The sequence below is a fragment of the Bradyrhizobium sp. 35 genome, from assembly GCF_023073215.1.
Classification (GTDB): Bacteria; Pseudomonadota; Alphaproteobacteria; order Rhizobiales; family Xanthobacteraceae; genus Bradyrhizobium; species Bradyrhizobium canariense_D.
In genome coordinates, this window is sequence record NZ_JADPJC010000080.1 from 510,219 (window position 1) to 524,285 (window position 14,067).

15 protein-coding genes are annotated in these 14,067 nt (G+C 64.3%); 9 read left to right on the forward strand and 6 right to left on the reverse strand.

Going from position 1 to position 14,067, the window contains the following annotated elements; all coding sequences use genetic code 11:
• Window positions 1-53: 53 nt before the first annotated feature.
• Together IVB36_RS18635 and IVB36_RS18640 are read right to left on the reverse strand one after the other, a co-directional pair.
• Window positions 54-878 (reverse strand): SDR family NAD(P)-dependent oxidoreductase, encoded by an 825-nt coding sequence (locus IVB36_RS18635; RefSeq protein ID WP_018455609.1) that lies wholly within the window; start codon window positions 876-878, stop codon window positions 54-56.
• Between the two features lie 22 nt (window positions 879-900).
• Window positions 901-1,734, reverse strand: a complete 834-nt coding sequence (locus tag IVB36_RS18640; RefSeq protein ID WP_247392681.1) for a MurR/RpiR family transcriptional regulator — start codon at window positions 1,732-1,734, stop codon at window positions 901-903.
• Window positions 1,735-1,870: 136 nt separating this feature from the next.
• Between IVB36_RS18640 and IVB36_RS18645 the strand changes: the two genes are divergently transcribed.
• The 7 genes from IVB36_RS18645 to IVB36_RS18675 all read left to right on the forward strand — a co-directional run bounded on the left by IVB36_RS18645 (window position 1,871) and on the right by IVB36_RS18675 (window position 8,804).
• On the forward strand, window positions 1,871-3,163 hold the full coding sequence (locus IVB36_RS18645) for an ABC transporter substrate-binding protein (RefSeq protein ID WP_231190578.1): 1,293 nt from the start codon (window positions 1,871-1,873) through the stop codon (window positions 3,161-3,163).
• A gap of 106 nt (window positions 3,164-3,269) precedes the next feature.
• Complete coding sequence (locus IVB36_RS18650; RefSeq protein WP_085351081.1) at window positions 3,270-4,190, forward strand: branched-chain amino acid ABC transporter permease; 921 nt, start codon at window positions 3,270-3,272, stop codon at window positions 4,188-4,190.
• A gap of 5 nt (window positions 4,191-4,195) precedes the next feature.
• On the forward strand, window positions 4,196-5,239 hold the full coding sequence (locus IVB36_RS18655; protein ID WP_085385040.1) for a branched-chain amino acid ABC transporter permease: 1,044 nt from the start codon (window positions 4,196-4,198) through the stop codon (window positions 5,237-5,239).
• Entirely contained in the window at window positions 5,236-5,979 is a 744-nt protein-coding gene (locus IVB36_RS18660; protein ID WP_247392682.1) for an ABC transporter ATP-binding protein, read from the forward strand. Before IVB36_RS18655 ends, IVB36_RS18660 begins: the two co-directional genes overlap by 4 nt.
• On the forward strand, window positions 5,976-6,677 hold the full coding sequence (locus IVB36_RS18665; protein WP_247392683.1) for an ABC transporter ATP-binding protein: 702 nt from the start codon (window positions 5,976-5,978) through the stop codon (window positions 6,675-6,677). Before IVB36_RS18660 ends, IVB36_RS18665 begins: the two co-directional genes overlap by 4 nt.
• Window positions 6,678-7,337, forward strand: a complete 660-nt coding sequence (locus IVB36_RS18670; protein ID WP_085351085.1) for an ATP-binding cassette domain-containing protein — start codon at window positions 6,678-6,680, stop codon at window positions 7,335-7,337.
• Window positions 7,338-7,367: 30 nt separating this feature from the next.
• A complete protein-coding gene (locus IVB36_RS18675; protein WP_247392684.1) occupies window positions 7,368-8,804 on the forward strand; it encodes an NAD-dependent succinate-semialdehyde dehydrogenase in 1,437 nt (478 codons plus the stop codon).
• Between the two features lie 18 nt (window positions 8,805-8,822).
• Here the strand turns inward: IVB36_RS18675 and IVB36_RS18680 are convergent, their stop codons facing one another.
• The 3 genes from IVB36_RS18680 to IVB36_RS18690 form a co-directional block, all read right to left on the reverse strand.
• Window positions 8,823-10,181: a caspase family protein gene (locus IVB36_RS18680; RefSeq protein ID WP_247392685.1), complete on the reverse strand. Its 1,359-nt coding sequence runs from the start codon at window positions 10,179-10,181 to the stop codon at window positions 8,823-8,825.
• 110 nt (window positions 10,182-10,291) lie between these two features.
• Window positions 10,292-10,930 carry a glutathione binding-like protein gene (locus tag IVB36_RS18685; protein ID WP_247392686.1) on the reverse strand — a complete coding sequence of 213 codons (639 nt, stop codon included), beginning with the start codon at window positions 10,928-10,930 and terminating at the stop codon, window positions 10,292-10,294.
• 13 nt (window positions 10,931-10,943) lie between these two features.
• Window positions 10,944-11,537, reverse strand: coding sequence for a cysteine hydrolase family protein (locus tag IVB36_RS18690; RefSeq protein WP_018455620.1), 594 nt, complete (start codon window positions 11,535-11,537; stop codon window positions 10,944-10,946).
• 132 nt (window positions 11,538-11,669) lie between these two features.
• Here IVB36_RS18690 and IVB36_RS18695 point away from each other — a divergent pair, with 132 nt between their 5' ends.
• On the forward strand, window positions 11,670-12,503 hold the full coding sequence (locus IVB36_RS18695) for a LysR family transcriptional regulator (RefSeq protein ID WP_018455621.1): 834 nt from the start codon (window positions 11,670-11,672) through the stop codon (window positions 12,501-12,503).
• A 109-nt stretch (window positions 12,504-12,612) separates the two neighbouring features.
• Window positions 12,613-13,359 (forward strand): signal peptidase I, encoded by a 747-nt coding sequence (gene lepB, locus IVB36_RS18700; protein ID WP_247392687.1) that lies wholly within the window; start codon window positions 12,613-12,615, stop codon window positions 13,357-13,359.
• Between the two features lie 122 nt (window positions 13,360-13,481).
• Here the strand turns inward: lepB and IVB36_RS18705 are convergent.
• The coding region (locus IVB36_RS18705) for a TCP-1/cpn60 chaperonin family protein (RefSeq protein ID WP_276576956.1) at window positions 13,482-14,067 on the reverse strand (586 nt) is incomplete at its 5' end.

Consider the following 14,067-nt stretch of genomic DNA (forward strand, 5'->3'; position numbering starts at 1 on the left):
ACGCAAAGGGCCGCTTGCAGCGGCCCTTTTCTGTTTCGCTTCGCGCGTGCGTTTTAGCCCGGCCAGCACTGCCCGCCGCCGTCGATCCGCAGCACCTGACCGGAAACGAAGGCGCCCATGGGCCCTGCGAAGAATTCGACAACGCGCGCGACCTCGTCGACGGTTGCGATCCGGTCGAGCGTGCCGGTCTCGACCATTCTGTCGGGGTCGACTGCACGCGTTCCGAGGAAGCGGCCGGTGCGGGTATCTCCGGGCGCGATGCAGTTGACGGCGACGTCGTAGGGGCGGAGCTGGTCGGCCAGGCATCGCGTGTAATGGGTCACGCCGGCCTTCGAGACCGCATAGATCGAGCCTTGGGTACGTCCCTTGAAAGCGGCGACGGAGCCAAGCGTCACGATGCGGCCTCGTCGGCGCTCCATCATGCCGCGCGCGACCGCCTGGCATGTCAGGATGGTGGAGAGCAGATTGCGCTCCAGCACCGCGCGCACGTCGGCCTCCTTGATATTCACCGCATCGTTCGGATCGGGCTTGCCGCCGCCGGCCGCGATATCGCCCCCGGCATTGTGCACGAGAATGTCGATCGGGCCGAGTGCCGCTTCGGTCTCCGCGATGACGCGTGCGATGTCCTCGCCCTTGGTGAGATCGCCGAGCACGCGCTGGCTGCGAACGCCGAATTCGCGGCCGATCTCGACGGCGACCGCGGTGAGGGTGGTGCCCTCGCCATACTCGGCCGGCCCGTTCTCGCGCATGCCGTGGATGGCGACGTCAGCGCCGAGCGCGGCAAGCTTCTCTGCAAAAGCGCGGCCGAGCCCGCGCCCCGCGCCGGTCACCAGTGCAACTTTGCCTGCCAGAAGCTTGTTGGTGTCATGCGATGTCATGATCTTGTTCCTGTTGTGAATGTCAGTCTGCGGCGAGGTCGAGGCCGATCGCCAACGCCTGCACGAGGCACATCGGTGCGACAAGCGTACGCAGCGCGGGCTCAGGCATGTCCTGGATCTCGAACACGACGCTCGCGCCCTCGACGATCGGGCTCAAAAGGCTGTCGGTGATGGAAATCGTGGGCACGCCCCGCGCGACGAGTTCGGGAAACAAGCGCGCCGTATCCGGATAGTAATTTCGGAAGCTGATCGCGACCAGCGCGTCGTCTGATGTCGCCGCGTGCGACTGCTCGTGGATGCTGCCGCCAAGGCCGTCGAGCAGGACGACGCGCCGTCCGAGCTTGCGCAGCACGTAGGCGAGGTGGATCGCAACCGGGAACGAGCCGCCCAGGCCGAGCAGATAGATGTCACGTGCCTTGGCAAGGATCGCGGTTACGGCGTCGAGTTCGCGCGCATGGACGGATTGGCTGAGCGTGACCAGCGATGATTGCGCTTCGGACACGAAACGCGACAAGACCGCGGCCGGCTGGCGGCCGAGCACTGACTTCTCCTGGCTCTTCATGCGGGCGAGGCGCGCCTTGTAGCTTGGCGCGACGCCGGCGACGAGACGGGAGCGGAACACCTGCTGCATCTCGGTGAAGCCGCCGAACCCGAGCGCATGCGCGAAGCGAACGATCGCCGACGGCGGCACCCCTGAGCGCTGCGCCACCTCCGCCACGGTGCCGAGCGCGACATCGGTCGGGTGATCGAGCACGAACTCCGCGATCTGCTGTAACCGGCCGGACAGTGCCCGGTGCCGCTGCGCGATCGCGCCGCGCAGTTCGTCATAAGTCATGGCGCCAGCCGCCTTGTTCATCGAGTCGGATCTCCGGATCGGTCGCCTGTTTAACGGCATTTCATCGTTTGGATCAAATATTCTACTTTACATAACAGATAGAATGAATATTCTAATCTCACAAAAAAGCAAAAGACTTCGGAAACGGGAGGACACGATGAGAGGGCGTCAGATCTCACGGCGAAGCGTTCTGAAGGGCAGCTTGATGGCGAGCGTCATCGGCGGCGCCGGCAGCTTCTTTGGGCCGTGGCGGCAGAATCATGCCTGGGCGCAAGGCGCGAAACCGATCAAGCTGGGCCTGACGTGCGATGCCAGCGGTCAATACGGCAACAGCGGCCAGGATGATTTCCGCGGCATCAAGATGGCGATCGACGAGATCAACGCCAAAGGTGGCGTACTTGGGCGCCAGGTCACTTTCATCACGGCGGACACCGAGACGACGCCAGCTACGGGCAGCCGCGTCGCGGAACGTTTCATCACTCGCGAGGACTGCACCATCCTGATCGGCGCGCTGCATTCGGGCGTCGCCAACGCCATCACACAGGTCGCCAGCAAATATGGTGTGATCTACATGAACACCAATTCCTCCGCGCCCAGCGAAGCCGGGGAGAACTGCTCGCGCGTGAAATTCGTATGGGACGGCAACGGCACCAATTTTTCCAAGGCGTCGGTCAAGAACGCGGTGGACTCCATCGGCAAAAACTGGATGCTGCTGACCAACGACTATGTCTGGGGTCACACGACGTCTGCCGCGACCAGGACGCAGGTCGAGAGCGCCGGTGGCAAGATCCTCGACAATCTGCTGGTGCCGCAGAACACGCGCGACTTTACTGCCTATCTGCTGAAGATCCAGCAGGCCAAGCCCGATGTTGTGGCGACCGCAGTTGGCGGCGACGATATCAAGGCATTGCGCGAGCAGGTGGCGCAGCTCAAGCTCGACGGCAAGCCGGCCTGGATCAACAACCAGCAGGACTGGCCCGATGTGTGGGGCGCGCCCGACAGCCTGTTCGGCGTGTTCGGCACCACCTGGTATCACAAGCTGCCGCTGCCAGGTGTCGCCGAATTCGTCAAGAAGTGGCAGGCCGCCAACAAGGACGGCCCGATCCCGGTGCCGGGCAACGTCTCCTACAACGGCTACATGTCCACGCGCGAACTGCTGCGTGCAATCGAGCGGGCAGGGTCGACCAACAACGTCAAGATCATCAAGGAGCTCGAGAACCTGAAGGTCTCGGCGACCGATCGCATGCAGCATTTCGACGCCTACATGGATCCGATGACGCACCAGATGCAGCAGACGATCTATCTGGCGCGGCGCAACGCCAAGCCGGTCGACAATACCGATCTGTTCGAGATCATCAGCTGGACGGAGCCGAAATCGGCCGCCGATGATGCGGCACCCGGCAAGTGCAAGCTCACCCCCTACGAGCAGGTGCCGACCGTCGACTCCTAGAGACGGTGCGTCACATCGCAGAACGAGCGGCGCGCATCTCGCGCGCCGCGCCTCCGGGACCGTCAGCCTCCCGGATGACACATGCCAGTTGCGAGAGCCAAAAACCTTGTTCGACCTTCTTCCGCATCTCCTCAACGGCCTGACGCTCGGCCTGTTGTTCGCGCTGATCGCACTCGGCTTCATGCTCATCGTCGGGCTGATGGAGCAGATCAACCTCGCGCACGGCTCCCTGTTCGCGCTCGGGGCTTATGTCGCCATGCAGCTCACGGGGCCGCGCCCTCCATTGCCGATGGAACTTGCGAAAGCGTGGCTCGCGCTGCCGCTCGGCTGGCGCTATGCGGCGACGTTGATCATTGCTCCCGTGATCGTGAGTCTGGTCGGCATGCTGATCGAGCTCTGCATGCGGCGCACTTACGGCAAGGATCCGCTCTACGGGCTGCTCCTGACCTTCGGCGCCGCGATGGTGATCGAAGAGATGATCCGCCTGGTGTGGGGCACGCGCGACTACGTGCTGCAGGTGCCGTCCGCCATCAACGGCGGCTTCCTGTTCGGCGACCTGATCTGGTCGACCTATCGCTTCTACGCAGCGGGCATCGCGGCCGGGGTCATCGGCCTGGTCTGGCTGTTGATCGAAAAGACCTCGTTCGGTGCGACGGTCAAGGCCGGCGCGCATGACAGCGAGATCGTTCGCGCGCTCGGCATCAACCTGTCGCGGTTGCGGATGCTGGTCTTCGTGTTCGGCACGATGCTGGCCGCGATCGCGGGCATCATCGTCGCGCCGATCTGGGGCATTCGCCCGCATATGGGCGTCGATGCGGTCATTCCTGCGTTCCTGGTGATCGTGCTCGGGGGCGTCGGCAGCTTTTGGGGTGCGGTCGTGGCGGGTCTTTTGGTCGGACTGTGTGTCGGCCTTGCCGGCGCCTACGCGTCCGAATGGTCGCTGTTGTCGATGTACATCTTGCTCGTGGCCGTCGTGACGTTCCGCGCGCGCGGCCTCTGGGGCAAAAAAAGCGTGCTCGAGGCCTAAAGGGAATGATTGTGGGACCAAAATCTTCACCGGACGCTGCGCGCCTCGTGACGCCGACGATGCTGGTGCTCTGGCTCGTGCTTGCAACGGTGCCGCTCTGGATCACGCGGATCGGGCTCTATCCCTATCTCGGGATCGAGATCCTGATCTGGTCGCTCTATGCGCTCGCATTCAACCTGGTGCTGGGCACCGCCGGACTTCCGTCGTTCGGTCATGGTGCCTATTTCGGCATCGGCGCCTACGCGTTCGGTCTCTGTCAGTTCGACATCGTCGCCAATCTCTGGATATGCCTGATTGCCGCGGCCGCGGCGGCAGGTCTCGCCGGCGTGCTGGTGGCGCTGTTCATCTCGCACAGGCGCGGCATCTATTATGCCTTCATGACGATTGCCTTCGGCCAGATCTTCTGGACGTTGGCGATAAAATCGCACCGGATCACCGGCGGCGAAGACGGCCTTCTCAAGATCAAACGGTTGCCGGCCGATTTCGGGCTTGTGTCGTTCGATCTCAACGACAATGTCGCGTTCTACTATTTCGTGCTCGCCGTCTTTGCGGTCGGCACCGCCGCATTGTGGAGGCTGGTGCACTCGCCCTATGGCCGCGTGGTCGCTGCGATCAGGCAGAGCGAAGTTCGCGCGAGCCATCTCGGCTATAATGTGTGGCTCTACAAAGTCGCGATCTTTGCGCTGTCGGCAGCCGTCTCGGGGTTTGCCGGCGGATTGTTCGCCATGGCGCAGCTCGCCGCATTCCCCGACGTCATGAGCCTGCATCAATCCGGCTACGTCGTGATGATGACGCTCGTCGGCGGTGGCCTCGTCAGCTTCTGGGGTCCGGTGATTGGCGTATTTCTCTTCCTCACCGCCCGAGACGTGATCGGTGCGCTGACCAATGCCTGGATGCTCTATTTTGGTCTGCTCTTCATCGCCATCGTGCTGTTTCGCCCCGAAGGCATTGCCGGCGCGATATCCGCTGCCGTGCAGCAGCACTCACTCGGCGCCTTACGGCAGCGCGGTACCTCGGCGATGCGGCTGCTGTTCGGGAGCGGGCGATGAACATGATCGAAGCCGCAGCCGTTCATGTCCGCTTCGGCGATCGGGTCGTGCTGGAGAGCGTCGATCTCGCGGTCGCGGAGGGCGAGTTTCACGGCGTGATGGGCCCGAACGGTGCCGGCAAAACCACGTTCTTCAATGTCCTCACCGGCCGGGTGAAACCGAACCGTGGTCGAGTCCTGCTCGCCGGCGAGGATGTCACGGGCCTCAGCCCGCACCGCATCGCCACCAAGGGCATCGCCCGCTCGTTTCAGATCATGACACTGTTCGACGAATTCTCCGCGCGTGACAACGTCATGATGGGCTTGCCCGAGTTTCGCGCCCGTGGCCACGATGTCGCGCGCGCAGCGGCGGGCGACAGCCGGCTTGCCGCGAAGGCCTCTGAATCGCTGGCGGCAGTCGGGCTTGCCGACAAAGGCGACACCCGCGCCAAGGACCTGTCCTATGGCGACCGGCGCGCGCTGGAGATCGCGGTCGCCCTGGCGCAGGCGCCCCGGGTGCTGTGCCTGGACGAACCGACCTCCGGCCTCGGCTCCGACGGGGTGCACCGGCTCGCAGCCCTGATTGCTCGCCTGAAGGGGCGGCTGACCATCGTCGCCATCGAGCACGATATGGAGTTCCTGTTCTCGTTGGCTGACCGGATCTCGGTCATCCATTGGGGGCAGGTGGTGGCGCGCGGAACGCCACACGAACTGCAGCAGAACGAATGGGTGCGGCGCTCCAATCTCGGGAAGTTCGCATGATCCTCGAAGTGGACGCGGTCGATACCTTTTACGGCGAGACCCAGGCGCTGTTCGGCGCCTCGCTTGCCATCGAGCACGCCAAGGTGTTTGCGCTGCTCGGCCCTAACGGCGCCGGCAAGACGACCATGCTCCGCTCGATTCTGGGGCTGACGCGTCCGCGCCGCGGCTCCGTTTGTTTCGACGGTCACGACGTCACGCGCGATCCGACCCACGAGATTGCGCGCGCCGGCATCGGCTGGGTACCCGACGACCGCCGGCTGTGTCCGACATTGACGGTTGCGCGCAACCTGTCGATCGCGCAAAAGCGCACGCGCTTTCGCCACTGGAGCGTCAAGGAGGCCGCTGCGATCTTCTCACCGCTCGAATATCTCATGGAGCGCGACTGCGAAAACCTGTCGGGCGGCGAAATGCAGATGGTGGCGATCGCCCGCGCGCTGGTCGGCTCGCCGGGACTGGTGCTGTTCGACGAGCCGAGCCAGGGACTGGCGCCGAAAATCGTCGGCGACGTGCTTGCGACGATCCTGCGCATGAAGGATGAGGGTATTGCCTCGCTGGTCGTGGAGCAGAACGCCGAGATCGCGCTGTCGGTCGCAGACCATGCCGCGGTGATCGATCGCGGCCGGATCATCTGGACCGGGGAGGCCGCGGCCTTGCGCGATGACCGCGGGCTTCGTCAGTGCTTGCTGGGAGTACAATAAGTGGCCGCACCGCTGCTCGTTCTCGACGACGTTCGAAAGGTCTATACACGGGGCCGCGTGATCCGCCGACCGACATTCACGCTACAGGCAAACCTGTCGCTGGACGAACCTGATATCGTTGGTGTCGTCGGCCCGAATGGCGCCGGCAAGACGACCTTGTTCGAGATGATGACGGGCTCGAACGCCCCGACCTCCGGGCGCGTGCTGGTCGCGGGCACCGATATCCATGGTGTCAAATATCGCGAGCGCGACCGGCTCGCGATCCACTATCACCAATCCTATCAGGTTAGGCGCTTCCGGAAGCGCATTCCGTCCGCCTTCCTGGCGCCGTCGCCAACCCGGACGCCGCTGGTTCACCTGTTCGACGAACCGCAGTTCAACCTGCAGGATGGCTATATCGGCTTCATGCTCGATTTCTTCCGCAAGCTGCGCGACGAGGGTCGGCTGGTCGTGCTCTGCATGCATCCGACGGCGGCCTGGCACCTCGACATCCTTGCCGAGATCGCCGGGCGATTCCTCTTTGTGGCCGGCGGTGGGGTGACACGCATGGCCGATTTCGGCGCTCTGGTCGCCGAGCCACGCTTCCGCTCCTATCTTGGGCCGGAGATGACAAAGGCGGCGGACGCGATTTGTCACCGAGCCACTCCCATCCCGACCTAACGCAGAAAAAAGCGACCACAGGAGAATCCGTTGGCCTATTCGAACACCCAGCTTTTCATTGGCGGCAAATGGCGACCGGCCCATTCGGGCAAGGTGATCGAGCTCCGCAATCCCGCGACTGAAGAGGTGATCGGCACCGTCGCCCATGCCGGACGGTCCGACCTCGACGAGGCACTCGCCGCAGCCAGCGCCGGCTTCAAAATCTGGCGAAACGTTGCTCCCTTCGAGCGCTGCCGCATCATGCGCAAGGCCGCCGCGATCATGCGCGAGCGCAATGAGGAGATCGCGCCGCTGCTCACGATGGAGCAGGGCAAGACGCTCGGCGAGGCCAAGATGGAGGCGATGGCCGCCGCCGACGTGATCGAGTGGTTTGCGGAGGAAGCCAAACGCGCCTATGGCCGCCTGATCCCCGCGCGCGGCCCGGGCATCTACCAGCTCGCGATCAAGGAGCCGGTCGGCCCGGTTGCGGCGTTCACGCCCTGGAACTTTCCGATCAATCAGGTCGTGCGCAAGCTCTCCGCCGCACTCGGCGCCGGCTGCTCGATCATCGTCAAGGCCCCGGAGGAGACGCCGGCCTCGCCCGCACAGCTGATCCGCGCGTTTGAGGACGCTGGCGTGCCCGATGGCGTCATCAACCTGGTCTACGGTATTCCTGCCGAGATCTCCGAATATCTCATTCCGCATCCGGTGATCCGCAAGATCTCGTTCACAGGCTCGACCCATGTCGGCAAGCAGCTCAATGCGCTCGCGGGCCTGCACATGAAGCGTGCCACCATGGAGCTCGGCGGTCATGCGCCGGCGATCGTTTTCAAGGACGCCGACGTCACATCGGCGGCCAAGATTCTGGCGGCAGCAAAATATCGCAATGCCGGGCAGGTGTGCATCTCGCCGACGCGGATGCTGGTGCAGGATGACGTGTTCCGTGAATTCGTCGACACATTTGTCGACAGCGCCAAGGCCTTCAAGGTCGGTAACGGCCTTGATCCCGACTCCAAAATGGGTTCGCTCGCCAATCCGCGCCGCGTCACCGCCATTGAGGGCATGGTGCAGGATGCCGTCGGCAAGGGTGCAAAGCTCGAGACCGGCGGTAAACGCGTCGGCAACAAGGGCCATTTCTTCGAGCCGACCGTAGTGAGCGACGTGCCGAAGGATGCGCGCGCCATGAACGAGGAGCCGTTCGGCCCGCTCGCGCTGATTTCGCGCTTCTCATCCTTCGACGAAGTTGTCGAGGAGGCCAACCGCTTGCCGTTCGGGCTGGCGTCCTACGCATTCACAAGCTCGACCAAGACGGCGGCCGCGATCGGTTCGGCCGTCGAAGCCGGCATGATGTCGATCAACAGTTTTGGTCTGGCGCTGCCCGAAGTGCCGTTCGGCGGCATCAAGGATTCCGGCTACGGCTCGGAGGGCGGCACCGAGGCGATGGAGGGTTATTTCAACACCAAGTTCATCAGCCAGACGGGCGTGTGACCGGCCGGGGATGCGCAGCTAGCGTTTGACGAAAACCAGATTGCAGGCCCGCGCCTCGTTGCGCTTGCCGGTGCCGCGGGTGCGATCGAACTGCGCATCGACGGTAAAGGCGTAGGGCGAGCCGGGCGCGAGATTGTTCAGCGTGTACGCGCTCGCTCCCGTCGTGCCGCGCGCGCTCAAGGTGGTCTTGCCGTCCGCCGGGATCTGGCCGTCGATCTCGAGCCGGTTGATGTTGTTGCCCGGACCCTGCGCCTCGGCATGAAGCACGCCGTTCGTGACGGTGGCGACCAGAGGTCTGGTGAAGCCCTGCGCCTTGCCGGTGGCCAAGCAGTTCAACGTCACGTCCCAGCTGCCGTCAAAATCCTTGCTTCCGCCGCTCCAGCCGTTGCCTGACGGCGCGAGCGCCACCTTCTGCTTCAGCCCCTCGATCCGAGCTTTGGCGAGCGTGGCGAAGATGCAATTCGGGAATCTCGCGAGGTGATCCTCGAAAGCGCCCAGCGTGCCGATGCCGTCGGCAGCCTTCCAGTGTGCTTCTGCTGCTGCGCAAGGGTCAGCCCGGGGCGCGGCTTGTGGCGCCGCCGGCGCCACCGTGACCGACACCGGTCCGTTCAGGTAGAACTTGCCGATGATCGACAGCGACAGCTCCGGGAGTTGGGTCTTGCCGCTGGAATCGTAGACGTCGCTGCTGATGTCGCGAAAGACTTCGCCGATCTCCTGCGGCTCCTCGATGTGCTTCAGGAACGCCGTCGTATAGGGGCTGTTGCGGCCGCTGCCATCGGCCGCCGTCTGCCCGGACTGGGTTGAGAACGACACGATCGTGCCGCGCGGTGCTTCGACTTTCGACAGGCCCCGCCCGATCGAGGCGCCGCGCGTCATGCCGGCGGAGCGTTTCAAGGTTTCGGCCAGCGGATTGTCGCGGCAGGAATCGAGGATGAGGATGCGCAGGTTCTTGGCCTGCTGCAGGTCGTTCACGATGTCGTCCACCCGCACGAAGCGCTTCAAATCGGCTTCGTCGCTCAGCACGGCATCGACAGGCATCAGATAGTTCACGCCGTTGTACTGCATCGCATGGCCGCTGTAGTAGAACATGGCGACGTCGGCTTTGCTCGCGGCGCGCGCGAAGCGGATGGTGAGGTCCTGCATGTCAGCTTGGCGCAGGTCGATGCCCTGGAGCACCTCGAAGCCGCTGCGCTTGAGCGAGGCGGCGACGTCTTCGGCATCGTGCGACGGGTTGGGAAGCTGCGCCGTACTGGCATAGGCGCCATTGCCGATCACCAGGGCGACGCGGGTTTCCGCCGATGCCGGCGCAACGGAAAGCCAGCAGGCCAGGAGGGCAAGGCAAAGTCCGGCCGGGCAAAATCTGGAAAGAGCACGCATGAATGCCTTCCAAGGAAATGTCGAAAAATATCCCTCCAGATTAGCGCATGCCGCGCCGACATCAATGCCCTGCCGGAGCACCGCTCAGATTTCCCGGCCGTGACATCCTGTCACGCCGGGCTCGCCGCGATCGTCTTGCGGACGGCCATTTCGGTCGCAATCGCGTCCCGCACGGCCGGTCGCGCCTGCATGCGCGCGAGATAGGCCGACAACGATGGCCATTGCGCGACGTCGATTCCCGCGGGACGGAGCAACAGCAAAGCCCAGGTGAGATGGGCATCCGCGACGGTGAAGCTGTCGCCGACGAGGAATTCGCGGTCCGTCAGATGCGCGGCAGGCATCGATAATGTCTGCGCTATTCTTGCACGCGGCTTGGCGAGCGAGGCCTCGTCCTTGTACCAGAAGGTTGGAAACAGGAACGCCTTGTGGATCTCGGCCCCGACGAAACTGAGCCATTCCTGGAGCCGATACCGGTCGGGATTTCCGAAGGCGGGTGCAAGGCCCGCCTGCGGCTTTAGGTCGGCGATGTATTGCAGCACCGCGGCGCTTTCGGTCAGCCGTTCGCCATTCTCCAGCACCAGGACCGGCACCGCGCCCTTTGGGGAAACGCCGAGGAAATCGCTGCCGTCGTCCACGACCTGCTTGGTCTGGAGATGGACCGGATGATAGCGGGCCTCGATGCCCGCTTCCATCAGCGCGATGCGGCTCGCAAGCGAGCAGGCCATCGGTGAGAAATAGAGTTGCAGCATCGCCTACGCTCCTTCAGGTCAACGTCTCGGTTTGTGCGATGATCGCAAACCGGTCCGACAATTCGGCCAGGGCGACCTCGTGGATGATCCTTGCGGAGAGCGCTCCGCCGCGGCCGTCGGGAAGATCACGTGTGGCGCAGGCATCGGCTGCGATCGTCGTGCGCAGGCCGAGGTCGAGCGCGGCGCGGGTGGTCGAGCTGATGCACATATGGGTCATGAAACCGGCCAGCACGATGTTCGTGCGTCCGGTTGCGGCCAGCCGGACTTGCAGGTCGGTGCCGGCAAAAGCGTTCGGCAGCGCTTTTTCGATCACGGCTTCGCTGGCGAGCGGCGCCACGTTCCTGACGATCGCGCCGCGCGCGGCCTCGCGGTCGAACAGGCTGCCGGCACGTCCCTTGTGCGCGATATGGAAGATCGCAGCGCCGCTCGCCCTCGCGCGGGCGAGCAGGCGCGCGGCGGCGGCGATTGCGGGCTCCGCGTCCGGCAAGGCGAGCGGCCCGGCGCAATATTCGTTCTGGATGTCGATTAGCACGAGGCAGGAATCGGCGAGCCTGGGCGGAGTGAGATCGGCGCCGGACAATTCAAGCAGGGTTTTTGGGGCGGTCATGCGGGTCGGGCCTTCCTAAGGCATATCGGATGGCGCCACAGTAGCGCGGCGGCGGCCTGCCAATGTGCAGGACTATTGCAGCATATGGCTGCAAATTTGCAGGAGCCCGTCGTGCCTGCTAGGCTCATCGCCATGAACTGGGACGATCTGCGCATCATCGCCGCGGTCAGGGACGAGGGCACCTATGCCGGCGCCAGCGCGCGGCTGCGCATCGACGAGACCACCGTCGGCCGCAGGCTCGCGCGTATCCAGCGCGATCTCGGCGTGCCGCTGTTCGATGCGGTGGACGGCCAGCGCCGGCCGACGCGGAGTTGCGAGGCGGTGCTGGCGCATGTCGAGGCGATGGCCGCACATGCCGCCGAGATCGGTCGCGTCGGCGAGAGTCTTGCAGGCCCGGTGGGACGCCTGCGTATCGCCTCCACCAACACGGTTGCCGAGGAGGTTCTGTCGCCGCGCGCGAGCGACTTCCTGCGCGCCAATTCCGGCCTGACGCTGCAATTCCTCACCTCGAGCGAGAACGTCAAGTTCTCGCGCTGGGAAGCCGATCTCGCTATCCGGCTGCGCAAGCCCGACAAGGGCGACTTCGCGATCTCCAGGCTCGGTGACGTCAAGCTCTATTATTTTGAGCCTGTCACGACTGAAGGCGAGCCGGTGCTGTGCGCCTATCCGGACGAACTCGGTGCCATTCCCGAGATGCAATTCCTGCGTATGAAGCAAGCCCACGCGCGCTGCGTTACCGACAACGTTCGCGTCATCCGTAACCTGATCCGCGCGCATCAGGCCGCCGGCGTGTTGCCGGAGCACGTCTGCGCGGACTTACTCGGCGATCGCCGCCTGCGCGCCACGCTGCTGCCTGGGCGCCGCGACGTCTGGCTGCTGGTGCAGAACCATCTCAAGCGCGATCCGGCGACGCGGCTCACCATCGAATGGATCCGCCGCTGCTTCAGCGATCTCGCGCGCGGTTGATTGCGACCCGTGAACGCGATCCGCGCGCGGCGCGACCAAGTTATGGGATTGCGTACGCGCGAGGGTTGCGTAATCTCGCGACGACTACGGGCTTGATCAGGGCAGGCGCATGACCACTCTTCAGGAAACCATCCACCCGCAGGCCAAAGCGCGGGAATGGAAGGCGATCGTCATCCTGATCCTCCTGATTCCGGTGCTGTGGTCGCCGCCGTTCCTGTTTCGCATCTTCCTGTTTCAGCCGTTCAACATCCCGTCCGGCTCGATGACGCCGACGCTGGTCGTCGGCGACTACGTCTTTGCTGCAAAATATGCCTATGGCTATGGCCGTTATTCGTTTCCCTTCGCGCCGTCGTGGATCTCCGGGCGTTTCCGGGCCACCGATCCCGAGTATGGTGACGTCGTCGTGTTCCGGACGCCAAAGGACACCGCGGTCGACTATGTCAAGCGCGTGGTCGGGCTGCCCGGTGATCGCATCCAGATGCGGCAGGGCCAACTCATCCTCAATGACCGCCCGGTGACGCGCGTCGCTCTGAAGCAGGCATTCGCCGGCTCCACCTGCGGCGTGGATGACGGTGCGAAGGCCAAGCGCTGGCGCGAGACGCTGCCGAACGGCGCGTCCTACGTGACGCAGGACTGTGTCCACAACGGCTACTACGACAACACCGACGTCTACACCGTGCCGCCGGGCCATTTCTTCGTGCTCGGCGACAATCGCGACAACTCGAGTGACAGCCGCGTGATGTCGTCGATCGGATTCGTGCCGATGGACAATCTGGTCGGCAAGGTGACGCGGATATTCTGGTCGCTCGACCAGCACGGCGAACCGCACATGGAGCGGCTGGGGAAGGTGTGGTGAAGCCCCACTGTCATTCCGGGCTCCGCGCTGCGCGCCGCTCCGGGATAGGACCACCGAAGAAAAACAAAACCCCGGCATCGCTGCCGGGGTTTCGCATTTTGTCGTTTGCCAGGATGGCTGGATCAGAAATCCATGCCGCCCATGCCGCCGCCCGGGGGCATCGCGGGGCCGGAGCCGCCCTTCTTGGGCAGCTCGGCGACCATGGCTTCCGTCGTGATTAAGAGCGCCGCAACCGAGGCTGCGTTCTGGATCGCGGTACGGACCACCTTGGTCGGGTCGATGATGCCCTTCTTGACGAGGTCGACATATTCGCCGGTCTGGGAGTCGAAGCCGTAGGCGTACGACTTGTTCTCGAGGACCTTGCCGACGATCACCGAGCCGTCTTCGCCGGCGTTGATCGCGATCTGGCGAGCGGGCGCGGAGAGCGCCTTGCGCACGATCTCGACGCCGGTCTTCTGGTCGTCGTTCTTGGTGCGCAGGCCCTTGAGCTGCTCGGAGGCACGGAGCAGGGCGACGCCGCCGCCCGGGACGATGCCTTCTTCCACAGCCGCGCGGGTCGCATGCATCGCGTCATCAACGCGATCCTTGCGCTCCTTCACCTCGACCTCTGTCGCGCCGCCGACGCGGATCACCGCGACGCCGCCTGCGAGCTTGGCAAGACGCTCCTGGAGCTTCTCACGGTCGTAGTCCGAGGTGGTTTCCTCGATC

What these genes read in the sequence shown, in the direction of transcription:
- IVB36_RS18665 (WP_247392683.1), top strand. Translation starts at nt 5,976, where the DNA reads ATGATCCTCGAAGTGGACGCGGTCGATACCTTTTACGGCGAGACCCAG.
- lepB (WP_247392687.1), top strand. Translation starts at nt 12,613, where the DNA reads ATGACCACTCTTCAGGAAACCATCCACCCGCAGGCCAAAGCGCGGGAA.
- IVB36_RS18655 (WP_085385040.1), top strand. Translation starts at nt 4,196, where the DNA reads ATGATTGTGGGACCAAAATCTTCACCGGACGCTGCGCGCCTCGTGACG.
- IVB36_RS18635 (WP_018455609.1), bottom strand. Translation starts at nt 878, where the DNA reads ATGACATCGCATGACACCAACAAGCTTCTGGCAGGCAAAGTTGCACTG.
- IVB36_RS18685 (WP_247392686.1), bottom strand. Translation starts at nt 10,930, where the DNA reads ATGCTGCAACTCTATTTCTCACCGATGGCCTGCTCGCTTGCGAGCCGC.
- IVB36_RS18645 (WP_231190578.1), top strand. Translation starts at nt 1,871, where the DNA reads ATGAGAGGGCGTCAGATCTCACGGCGAAGCGTTCTGAAGGGCAGCTTG.
- IVB36_RS18680 (WP_247392685.1), bottom strand. Translation starts at nt 10,181, where the DNA reads ATGCGTGCTCTTTCCAGATTTTGCCCGGCCGGACTTTGCCTTGCCCTC.
- IVB36_RS18695 (WP_018455621.1), top strand. Translation starts at nt 11,670, where the DNA reads ATGAACTGGGACGATCTGCGCATCATCGCCGCGGTCAGGGACGAGGGC.
- IVB36_RS18660 (WP_247392682.1), top strand. Translation starts at nt 5,236, where the DNA reads ATGAACATGATCGAAGCCGCAGCCGTTCATGTCCGCTTCGGCGATCGG.
- IVB36_RS18690 (WP_018455620.1), bottom strand. Translation starts at nt 11,537, where the DNA reads ATGACCGCCCCAAAAACCCTGCTTGAATTGTCCGGCGCCGATCTCACT.
- IVB36_RS18640 (WP_247392681.1), bottom strand. Translation starts at nt 1,734, where the DNA reads ATGAACAAGGCGGCTGGCGCCATGACTTATGACGAACTGCGCGGCGCG.